Here is an 8,550-nt window from a genome sequence, read left to right on the forward strand (position 1 = left end):
CCCACCCCACCCCCGCGGTACCCCACCGCAGTACATCAAAAGGAGCGCCGCAATGGCTGCCACCAGGGAAGAGATCATCGAGGGTCTCGCCGAGATCGTGAACGAGATCGCCGGCATCCCCAGCGAAGAGGTGACAGTGGAGAAGTCGTTCACGGACGACCTGGACGTGGACTCGCTGTCCATGGTCGAGGTCGTCGTCGCCGCCGAGGAGCGCTTCGGCGTCAAGATCCCGGACGACGACGTCAAGGGCCTGAAGACCGTCGGCGACGCCGTCGGCTACATCGTGGAGCACCAGGGCTGACGCCCACCGCACCTCACGCGCATGTCGCCACCCGCGGAGTGGCGAAGCACCACCATCCCCGACAAGCGGAGTAAGAAATCCTGTGAACGCGACCAATCGAACGGTGGTTGTCACCGGTGTCGGCGCAACCACACCGCTGGGTGGCGACAGCGCGTCGACCTGGGAGGGGCTCGTCGCCGGCCGGTCCGGTGTGCGGCCCCTGACCGTGGAGTGGGCGGCGGATCTGCCGGTCCGCTTCGCGGCCACCGTCGCCGTGGACCCCTCCGGCGTGCTGCCCAGGCCGCAGGCCCGACGCCTGGACCGCACCGCCCAGTTGGCGCTGATCGCCTCCAGGGAGGCGTGGAGCGACGCGGGGTTCTCCGCTCGCGCGGGCGATGACGACGCCGTGCGTCCCGACCGCCTCGGCGCGGTCATCGCGTCCGGCATCGGCGGCGTCACGACGCTGCTGGCCCAGTACGACGTGCTGAAGGAACGCGGCGCCCGGCCCGTTTCCCCGCACACCGTTCCCATGCTGATGCCCAACAGCCCGGCGGCCAACGTCGGTCTTGAGTTCGGCGCCCAGGCGGGCGTGCACACCCCGGTCAGCGCCTGCGCCTCCGGCGCCGAGGCGGTCGGCTACGCGGCGGAGATGATCCGCACCGGCCGGGCCGACGTGGTGATCACCGGTGGCACCGAGGCGTGCGTCCACCCGCTGCCCATCGCCGCCTTCGCCAACATGATGGCGATGTCCAAGAACAACGACGCGCCCGAACGCGCCTCCCGCCCGTACGACACGGCCCGGGACGGCTTCGTCCTCGGCGAGGGCGCGGGCGTGCTGGTGCTGGAGTCCGCCGAGCACGCGGCACGGCGCGGCGCCCGCGTCTACTGCGAACTGCTGGGCCAGGGCCTGTCCTCCGACGCCCACCACATCGCGCAGCCCGAGCCCTCGGGGCGCGGCATCGCGGCGGCCCTGCAGAACCTGCTGGACGCCTCCGACCTCAAGCCCGCCCAGATCGCGCACCTCAACGCGCACGCCACCTCGACCCCGCAGGGCGACATCGCGGAGATCAAGGCGCTGCGCAAGGTGCTGGGCGACGACGTGGACCACATCGCGGTCTCCGCGACCAAGTCCATGACCGGCCACCTGCTGGGCGGCGCGGGCGGCGTCGAGTCGGTCGCCGCCGTGCTGGCGCTGCACCACAGGACGGCCCCGCCCACGATCAACGTGGACGAGCTGGACCCGGAGGTGGACGCGGACGTGGTCCGCGACACCCCGCGCGCCCTGCCGTCCGGCACGATCGCCGCGCTCAACAACTCGTTCGGCTTCGGCGGTCACAACGTGGTCCTGGCCTTCCGCACGCTCTGACCCGCGCCCCCCGTACACGCCACGGCGAACGGCCCGCTCCCGGTGTCCCGGGGCGGGCCGTTCGTCCGTGGGGGCCGGGGCCCCGGCGTCAGGGGCAGCGCACGACCTGGCCGGCCCAGGAGAGCCCGCCGCCGAAGGCGAAGAGCAGCACGGGCGCCCCGGACGGGATCTCGCGCCGCTCGACCAGCTTGGACAGGGCCAGCGGCACGGACGCGGCCGAGGTGTTGCCCGAGCCGATGACGTCCTGCGCGACGACCGCCCGCGGCGCGTCGAGCTGGCGGACCAGGGACTCCACGATCCGCAGGTTCGCCTGGTGGGTCACGATCCCGCCCAGCTCGCGCGTGGTCACCCCGGCCCGCTCGCACGCCTCGCGGGCGTACGGCGCCAGCGCGGTGGTGGCCCAGCGGAAGACGGTCTGGCCGTCCTGGGAGAACTTCGGCTGCCACTCGTCCCGCAGCCGCACGGCGTCGCGCCGCGTCGGGTCCGAACCCCACACCACCGGCCCGATGCCGTCCGGCTCCCCCGGCTCCGAGGCGCTGACCACGGCCGCGCCCGCGCCGTCGCCGAGCAGCACGCAGGTGGAACGGTCGGTCCAGTCGGTGACGTCGGACATCTTCTCGGCGCCGATGACCAGGGCGTGGCGGGCGGCCCCGGCGCGGACGGTGTGGTCGGCGGTGGCCAGGGCGGTGGTGAAGCCCGCGCAGCCGTTGTTGAGGTCGAACGTGACGGCGGCGGGGATGCCGAGCCGGCCGGCGACCCGGGCGGCGATCGACGGCACGCGGTCCCGCGCGCTGCACGTCGCGACGATGACCTGGCCGATCTCGCCGGGATCGACCCCGGCCGCGGCCACCGCCTTCCCCGCCGCGCCGGCGGCGAGGTCGGTGACCGACTCGTCGCGCGCGATGTGGCGGGCGGCGATGCCGGTCCGCTGCTTGATCCACTCGTCGTTGGTGTCGACCATCCCGGCCAGATCGTCGTTGGTCATCACATGCTCGGGCTGGTAGTGCCCCAGGGCGGAGATGCGCGTCATGAGGGAAGAATAGCGACCGATCGGTCGGACTCTATAGTGGGGGTATGAGTCCGCGTCATTCCGCAGCCCAGGCCCGCAGCACGCGCGAGCGGATCATCGAGCGCTGCGTGGACGTCGCCTCGGTCGAGGGCCTGGAGGGCCTGACCATCGGCCGCCTCGCGGCGGACCTCGGCATCAGCAAGTCCGGGCTGCTGGGCCACTTCGGCACCAAGGAGGCGCTCCAGCTCGCCACGCTGGAACGGGCCGCCGTGATCTTCGACCGCGAGGTCTGGCGGCCCGCGGCGGCCGTCGGCCCCGGTCTGCCGCGGCTGCGCGCGGTGTGCGCGGCGTGGATCTCGTATCTGGAGCGCGGGGTGTTCCCCGGCGGCTGCCTCTTCGTCAGCTCGACGTTCGAGTACGACGGGCGCGGCGGCCCGGTCCGGGTGCTGCTGCGGCGGCAGTTCCGCGCGTGGCAGCGGCGGCTGAGCGCCGACGTCCGGCTGGCCGCCGCCGAGGGCGACCTGCCGGAGGACACCGACGCCGGGCAGCTCGTCTTCGAACTGCTCGGCGTGATGATGAGCCTGAATCACACGATCCAGCTACACGGCGAGACGGCGGCGGCCACCCGTGCGGTGCGCGCGGTGGACCGGCTGCTCGCGGGTCAACTCCCCGTCGGCGCGGTGCCGTCGGGAAATCCCGCGTAGCACGGGACGGCCATGTCCCGGGCGCCGCGCCCCCGCCCGGACACCGGCCGGAACCGCTCGGCCCCGGACCTCGCGGGAACCGGCCGGCCGGGACGGTTCAACCACCGCGTCGCGACGGGGAGTCCGGCCCAGCGGTCACGCGTCACACCACTTGGTGGAGCCAGCGCACCGGGGCGCCCTCTCCCGCGTACCGGAACGGCTCCAGCTCGTCGTCCCACGGCTTGCCGAGCAGCTTGGTGATCTCGGCGTGCAGGTCGCTCTCGCCGCGCGCGGCGCGGGCCGCGGCGGCGCGCAGCCGGTCCTCGGGGATCATGATGTCGCCGTGGATGCCGGTGACCGCGTGGTAGATGCCGAGCCCGGGGGTGCAACTGAAACGCTCGCCCTCGGTGGCGGCGGACGGCTCGCAGGTGACCTCGAAGCGCAGCAGATGCCAGCCGCGCAGCGCGGAGGCGAGCTTGGAGGCGGTGGCGGCCTCGCCCTGCCAGGAGAACTCCGCCCGCCACGTGCCCGGTGAGGCCGGCTGTTTGGTCCAGTCGAGACTGACACGGGCGCCCAGCACACCGGCCACGGCCCATTCGATGTGCGGACACAGGGCACGCGGGGCGGAGTGCACATACAGAACACCACGTGTCGTCATCGGGACCTCCACTCTCACACTCTCGTCAACCTTGCGCCCGCCGCGGACCTCAAGGCGCCCCCGATGACCCCGAAATACGCACGAACAGTAAACACCATTACATACCTTTTACGACAAAGAGGACAGCCTGTGACGTCAGGTCATCTTTTAGTCTTGCTGAGGGCGCGTGTCGAGCCCGCCCACTGCCGGAATCCAAGCTACCGCCCCACTCCGTGACGCCAAGGACACCGAGGAACCTGAATGCCGGTCAGCCGCCGCACCCTCGCCCTGCCGATCGCTGCCGTCGCGGCGCTGGCCGCGTGCACCTCCTCATCTACCACTTCTTCGGGGCCGGATGAGACAGCCAGGGCGGTGCCGTCGGAAGAGGTCACCCCCGCGTGGGACACGAGCCCCGCGTCGGTGGCCGCCATCGGCGACTCCATCACGCGCGCCTTCGACGCCTGTTCCGTCCTCGCCGACTGCCCCGAGGCGTCCTGGGCCACCGGCACGGACGCCGAGGTGGACAGCCTGGCCCAGCGGTTACTGGGCGACCCGGCGGCCGTCGCCGCCCACACCTGGAACCTCGCGGAGACCGGCGCCACCGTGGCCGACCTCCCCGACCAGGCCCGCGCGGCCGTCGCCCACTCCCCCGAGCTGGTGACGGTGCTGATCGGCGCCAACGACGCCTGCGCGCGGGACGTCTCCTCGATGACGAGCGCGCGGGACTTCGAGGCGCACCTCCGCGAGGCGATGGGCGTCATCCGCGCGGAGCTGCCCGACACGGAGGTGTACGTGTCGAGCGTGCCCGACCTGCTGCGCCTGTGGACCGAGGGCAGCGGCTCCACGATGGCCCGCGCCGTGTGGCAGCTCGCCGGTATATGTCCCTCGATGCTCGCCGACGCGGACGACGAATCGGCCGCCGCGACGGAGCGCCGCGAGACGGTGCGCGACCGGGTGCTGGAGTACAACGCGGCGCTGGAGGAGGTCTGCGCCGACGACCCGCTGTGCCGGTACGACGACGGCGCGGTGTTCGCGTACGACTTCAGCTCCCACCACCTCAGCGACTGGGACTGGTTTCACCCCAGCCGCGAGGGCCAGTCCGAGCTGGCGGCCCTCGCGTACGAACGGATCACCGCCGACTGAACGACGCGCCCCCGGCGGTCCGGGGGCGCGTCGTCGTCGCGTCAGTCGCCGAGGCTGACGATCATCTTGCCGGTGTTCTCACCGCGCAGCATGCCGAGGAACGCGTCCACCGCGTTCTCGACCCCCGCCACCACCGTCTCCCGGTGGACGAGTTCGCCGGAGCGGACCCAGCCCGAGACCTCCTCGACGAACTTCTGCTGCAACCCGTAGTGGTCGGAGACGAGCATGCCCTCGAGCCGCAGCCGCTTGCCGATGACGAGGTGCAGATTGCGCGGCGCGGGCGTCGGCTCGGTGGCGTTGTAGCGCGAGATCATGCCGCAGATGACGGACCGGCCGTGCACGTTGAACGCGTCGATCGCGGCCTCCAGGTGCTCACCGCCGACGTTGTCGAAGTACAGGTCGATGCCGTCCGGCGCCGCCGCGGCGAGCTGCTCCCCGACCGGGCCGTCCTTGTAGTTGAACGCGGCGTCGAAGCCGTACTCCTCGGTGAGCAGCCGCACCTTGTCCGCCGAGCCCGCGCTGCCAATGACCCGGCCCGCGCCCTTGAGCCGGGCGAGCTGTCCCACGACCCCGCCGACGGCCCCGGCCGCGCCGGAGACGAAGACGACGTCGCCCTCCCGGAACCGGCCGACCTCCAGCAGCCCCGAGTAGGCGGTCAGGCCGGTCATCCCGAGCACGCCGAGGTAGGTGCTCAGCGGCGCCAGGTCGGGCGAGACCCGGGCGGCGTGCCGGGCGTCCACCGTCGCGTACTCCCGCCAGCCGAGGCCGTGCAGCACGTGGTCGCCCGGCTCGAAGTCCTCCGCCGCCGACGCCACGACGACGCCGACCGCGCCGCCCTCCATGGGCTGGTCGAGCTGGTAGGGCGGGGTGTACGACTTCACGTCGTTCATCCGGCCGCGCATGTAGGGGTCGACGGACAGATACAGGTTCCGCACCAGGATCCGCCCCTTCTCCGGGGCGGCCACGGGCTCCTCGCGCAGCGCGAAGTCCTCGGGGCGCGGCCAGCCCTTGGGCCGGGCGACGAGGTGCCATGCGCGGGAGGTGGCGGGCAGGGACACGGGGACCTCCAGTGGTGCGGGTGCGGAACGCTGAGCCCATCATCGTCCGGCCCGTCCGGCCCCGCGAACGCGGGTGGCCCGGCGGTCCCGCGCGTGGGCGCTACCCCGCGAAGGCGGGTTGCGGCAGTCCCTGGCCCGCGTCCGGCAGGACCAGGACCGAGCCGGCCAGCGGCTCGGCCGCCGGGTCGGTGCCGTCGCTCGCCGTGGTGATGAACAGGTCCCGCAGGCCCGGGCCGCCGAACGCGCAGGCCGTGGGGCGCGAGACCGGGACCTCGACCGCGCGGTCCGGCTTGCCCTCCGGGGTGTAACGGCGCACGGCGTGACCGTCGAAGAACGCCACCCACACACAGCCGTCCGCGTCCACGGTCAGCCCGTCCGGCACACCGGGCACGTCGCTCACGTCCACCAGCGTCCTGCGGTCCCTCACTCCGCCGTCCGCCGTGACGCCGAACACGTCCACGCGACGGGTGGGGGTGTCGATGTAGTACATCTGCCTGCCGTCCGGGCTCCAGCCCAGACCGTTGCTGACGGTGGCGTCGGGCACGACGGTCACCGCGGTACCGTCCGGGTGCACGCGGCTTAACGTTCCGCCACCCTGGCGTTCGTCGTACCGCATGGTGCCCGCCCACAGGGTGCCGTCGGGGCCCACGGCGGCGTCGTTGCCCCGGCGTTCGGGCACCGTCTCGCGCCGCAGCCAGCGGAACGCGCCCTCGGCGTCGTACAGGCCGATGCCGTCCCGGAGATTGACCACGAACCCTCCGGCCGCCCGCGGCTTGGCGGCCCCGACGTGCTGCATCGTCGCGAGGATGGTGCGGCGTCCGGTGGACGTGTCGAGGAGATGCACCCGCGACGAGAGGATGTCCACCCAGATCAGCCGTTCCGTCTCCGGGTCCCAGGTCGGCCCCTCCCCGATCAAGGCCCGCGCCCGTACCGCGATCTCCAACCCGTCCGCCACGCTCTCCCCTTCTCTCCCGCCCACCGCGGGGCCGCCACGGATCTCCCGTCGACCCGTGGTGTGCTGCTCATGCCATCTGCTCGTCCGGCGCCGCCGACCCGGCCACCCGGACGGCCGCCGCGGAGACCTGACGCGGCGCCGCGGCGGAGGTGAGGGAGCCGGGCGTCTCCGCGGGCGTTCCCCCGGGGACGCCCGCCGCCCGGCCGGTCGCGCGGGGAAGCGGCGTCCCGTGCCGCTCCCGCGCCCTTCGAAGGTACGGAAAAGTTCGGCACCCCGGCCGTGACCGGGATGCCGAACCTTACGCTAGTCAGCCCGCCGTGCGGCAGGCAATGGGCGCGCCCGTCACAACGCGGCGCGGCCCTCGGTCTGCGCCTCCGGACCGGCGTCCTCCTCCTGACCGCCGACGGCGCGGAGCTTGCTGGTCACGGGACCGGGCAGCTTGTCACCGGCCCGGTCCGCCACCGCGCCCGCCGCCCACGTCGCCGCCTGCCGGCCGGACTGCGTCGCCGAGTCCACGGTGTTGCGCACGGCCGGGTTGCTCATCAGCTTCTCCGCCGTCACGCGCAGCCGCTCGTACCGCTCCCGCCCGGCCCGCGCCCCCAGCACATAGCCCACCGCAACGCCTGTCATGAACACGAGCTTACGCATGGGATGCTCCCCTTTTCCGTCTTGATGATCTTCTGTCGGCTCGTAGCGCCTTCAGTAACCGGGTAGCCCGGATACTGATTTCGAAGCACCCCCTTACATGCGCTAATGTATGGCCTGCGGCTCGGTCACGCCCCCCGGATACGGGAAGCGGACGCGGGCGGAGCAGTCCCCTGTAGCTCAATTGGCAGAGCAGCCGGCTGTTAACCGGCAGGTTACTGGTTCGAGTCCAGTCGGGGGAGCATCACCCGAAGGGCCCCGTCCGGGGCCCTTTCGTCGTTACCACGCATCTCTTCGCGGTCACCGGGAACCGATCACCCCGTGCCGGAAGTCCCTCCCTGCGTACGACCGCCCCCGACCCGGGCGGCAGATCGTATGAGCAGCTATGCTGCGGCAGACGGCGCGCACAGATGTGCGCGGCACGCCGTGACGGGGCGGTAGCTCAGCCGGTTAGAGCAACGGACTCATAATCCGTCGGCCGTGGGTTCGAGTCCCACCCGCCCCACCGAAGCCCTGCGGCGCAGGCACGTTCCGGGTCGGCGTCCCGGTGCCGAGCGGGCCGGCTTCCGGAGTTCGGCGGGCTTGGATGCACGTGCATTCGGTGGGGGCGGGCGGGGTAGGCTCCGGCCGGAGGTCTTGGCGGTCGGCGCGCTCGGCGGGCTTCGCGGCTCAGGGCCGGATGACAGCGTTCTCCCCCACCTTCCGGTCCTCGCCGTAGCCCTGCGCGGAGGCGTCGCGGGACTCGGGGGGCGACGCTTCGGATGCCGTACAGGA

9 protein-coding genes and 2 tRNA genes are annotated in these 8,550 nt (G+C 72.6%); 6 read left to right on the forward strand and 5 right to left on the reverse strand.

What is annotated here, in order from left to right:
- Positions 1–52: 52 nt before the first annotated feature.
- Together BN2279_RS06585 and fabF are read left to right on the forward strand one after the other, a co-directional pair.
- Positions 53–301 carry an acyl carrier protein gene (locus BN2279_RS06585; protein WP_059007417.1) on the forward strand — a complete coding sequence of 83 codons (249 nt, stop codon included), beginning with the start codon at positions 53–55 and terminating at the stop codon, positions 299–301.
- Positions 302–383: 82 nt separating this feature from the next.
- Positions 384–1,646: a beta-ketoacyl-ACP synthase II gene (fabF, locus tag BN2279_RS06590; protein ID WP_059007419.1), complete on the forward strand. Its 1,263-nt coding sequence runs from the start codon at positions 384–386 to the stop codon at positions 1,644–1,646.
- Positions 1,647–1,734: 88 nt separating this feature from the next.
- Here fabF and BN2279_RS06595 read toward each other — a convergent pair whose 3' ends face one another.
- On the reverse strand, positions 1,735–2,676 hold the full coding sequence (locus tag BN2279_RS06595; protein WP_059007421.1) for a beta-ketoacyl-ACP synthase III: 942 nt from the start codon (positions 2,674–2,676) through the stop codon (positions 1,735–1,737).
- A gap of 44 nt (positions 2,677–2,720) precedes the next feature.
- Here BN2279_RS06595 and BN2279_RS06600 point away from each other — a divergent pair, with 44 nt between their 5' ends.
- Positions 2,721–3,359 carry a TetR/AcrR family transcriptional regulator gene (locus BN2279_RS06600; RefSeq protein WP_059007423.1) on the forward strand — a complete coding sequence of 213 codons (639 nt, stop codon included), beginning with the start codon at positions 2,721–2,723 and terminating at the stop codon, positions 3,357–3,359.
- 142 nt (positions 3,360–3,501) lie between these two features.
- On the opposite strand, the gene BN2279_RS06605 is transcribed toward BN2279_RS06600, so the two are convergent.
- The gene (locus BN2279_RS06605) at positions 3,502–3,996 is read right to left on the reverse strand and encodes a DUF3145 domain-containing protein (protein WP_059007432.1); all 495 of its coding nucleotides are present in this window, start codon (positions 3,994–3,996) and stop codon (positions 3,502–3,504) included.
- Positions 3,997–4,236: 240 nt separating this feature from the next.
- Between BN2279_RS06605 and BN2279_RS06610 the strand changes: the two genes are divergently transcribed.
- Positions 4,237–5,118 carry an SGNH/GDSL hydrolase family protein gene (locus BN2279_RS06610; RefSeq protein ID WP_059007424.1) on the forward strand — a complete coding sequence of 294 codons (882 nt, stop codon included), beginning with the start codon at positions 4,237–4,239 and terminating at the stop codon, positions 5,116–5,118.
- A 41-nt stretch (positions 5,119–5,159) separates the two neighbouring features.
- On the opposite strand, the gene BN2279_RS06615 is transcribed toward BN2279_RS06610, so the two are convergent.
- The 3 genes from BN2279_RS06615 to BN2279_RS06625 form a co-directional block, all read right to left on the reverse strand.
- A complete protein-coding gene (locus tag BN2279_RS06615) occupies positions 5,160–6,176 on the reverse strand; it encodes an NADP-dependent oxidoreductase (protein WP_234347519.1) in 1,017 nt (338 codons plus the stop codon).
- A 100-nt stretch (positions 6,177–6,276) separates the two neighbouring features.
- Positions 6,277–7,131: an SMP-30/gluconolactonase/LRE family protein gene (locus BN2279_RS06620; protein ID WP_059007428.1), complete on the reverse strand. Its 855-nt coding sequence runs from the start codon at positions 7,129–7,131 to the stop codon at positions 6,277–6,279.
- Between the two features lie 342 nt (positions 7,132–7,473).
- Entirely contained in the window at positions 7,474–7,761 is a 288-nt protein-coding gene (locus BN2279_RS06625; RefSeq protein WP_324612821.1) for a hypothetical protein, read from the reverse strand.
- Positions 7,762–7,945: 184 nt separating this feature from the next.
- On the opposite strand from BN2279_RS06625, the gene BN2279_RS06630 reads away from it, so the two are divergent.
- Both BN2279_RS06630 and BN2279_RS06635 read left to right on the forward strand, forming a co-directional pair.
- Positions 7,946–8,018 (forward strand) — tRNA-Asn (locus BN2279_RS06630).
- Positions 8,019–8,207: 189 nt separating this feature from the next.
- Positions 8,208–8,281 (forward strand) — tRNA-Ile (locus tag BN2279_RS06635).
- Positions 8,282–8,550: the final 269 nt, after the last annotated feature.

Origin of the sequence: Streptomyces specialis, from assembly GCF_001493375.1 — a bacterium.
GTDB lineage: Bacteria > Actinomycetota > Actinomycetes > Streptomycetales > Streptomycetaceae > Streptomyces > Streptomyces specialis.